1 protein-coding gene is annotated in these 1,143 nt (G+C 61.5%); it reads left to right on the top strand.

Features of this window, described 5'->3' with window-relative positions:
- Positions 1-371: 371 nt before the first annotated feature.
- Positions 372-1,143 (top strand): glycosyltransferase (locus EN906_RS34840; protein WP_127375807.1); only part of this gene is annotated, 772 nt, incomplete at its 3' end.

Below are 1,143 nucleotides of genomic sequence, written 5' to 3'. Positions count from 1 at the left end.
GGCCGCGGGTATGCCGCGGGTCCCCAGGATCAGAATGGCGGGCGTTTCTGGTTTCATGGCCGGCGGCACTTTCACATGTCTCATACATTAGATATTGCTTAATTTATAATGAGCAGATGGCAACTTCCGTGCCACCTCCCGATTTCGGTATCCTGCGAGGGATCATCGCGCGGGGTTGTAAAAAAACGGTGTTGAAGCCGATGGTTGTTTCATTCTCGGTCAACCCTTCTGTGCGTAGCTGTATCGAAACGAAGCAATGCCTGGGGCGTACGGCCGGCAGTCGGGCGTATCGAACCAGGCATGATTCTTGCGGACGGGCTTCTGCCACAATCGCCCAGCGCGATGGTTGTAGCACCCGGCGGGATATAAAGATGCGGATTGCCTGCGTTCATCAGGGTTATGAACTCTATGGTTCTGACCGCAGCTTTGCGGAGAGCGTTGCCGCGCTGCGCGCCGCGTTTCCGTCGGCCGACATCGAAGTGGTTTTGCCACGTAGCGGGCCGATCGTGCGGATTCTGGAAGCGCATGCCAGCCGGATCGTATTCGAACCGCTGTGGGTGCTGAGGCGCCAGGCCATTGCGCGCCTTGCGACCGTCGAGATGGCGCGATTGCCAATTGCCGTGTTCAGGGCGTGGCGGCGGCTCAAGGATTGCGACCTCGTCTATGTCAACACCTCGATCGTGGCCGACTACGCGCTGGCCGCACGCCTTCTTCCCCAAAAGGCCGTCCTGCACATCCACGAAATCCCCGAAGGCGCCATGCGCAGGATACTCGTCGGCCTGATGCGCTGGAGCCATGCCGATCTGATCTTCAACTCGCGCGCGACGCGCGCCGCTTTCGGCGATCCCAAGACCGCGCGCACGCATGTCGTCTACAACGGCGTTGCCGGGCCGGCGGCGGTCGAACCGACCACCTATGACGGCAAGCGCCCATTGCGGGTGCTGCTGCTCGGCCGCATCAACCGGATCAAGGGGCAGGAAATCCTGCTGGAGGCGATCGCCGCGATGCCGGCAGAACTCCAGTCGAGGATCGAGGTGCGGCTGGTCGGCGGCGCCTTCGAAAGCACCGAGCGCGAGCATGCGCTTGCCGAACTGGTCGAAACCATGGGGCTTACCGGGCGCGTCAGAGTCCTGCCTTTCATTC

Source organism: Mesorhizobium sp. M7A.F.Ca.CA.004.06.1.1 (genome assembly GCF_003999135.1).
Lineage (GTDB): Bacteria > Pseudomonadota > Alphaproteobacteria > Rhizobiales > Rhizobiaceae > Mesorhizobium.
This window is presented reverse-complemented; position numbering and strand designations above follow the sequence as displayed.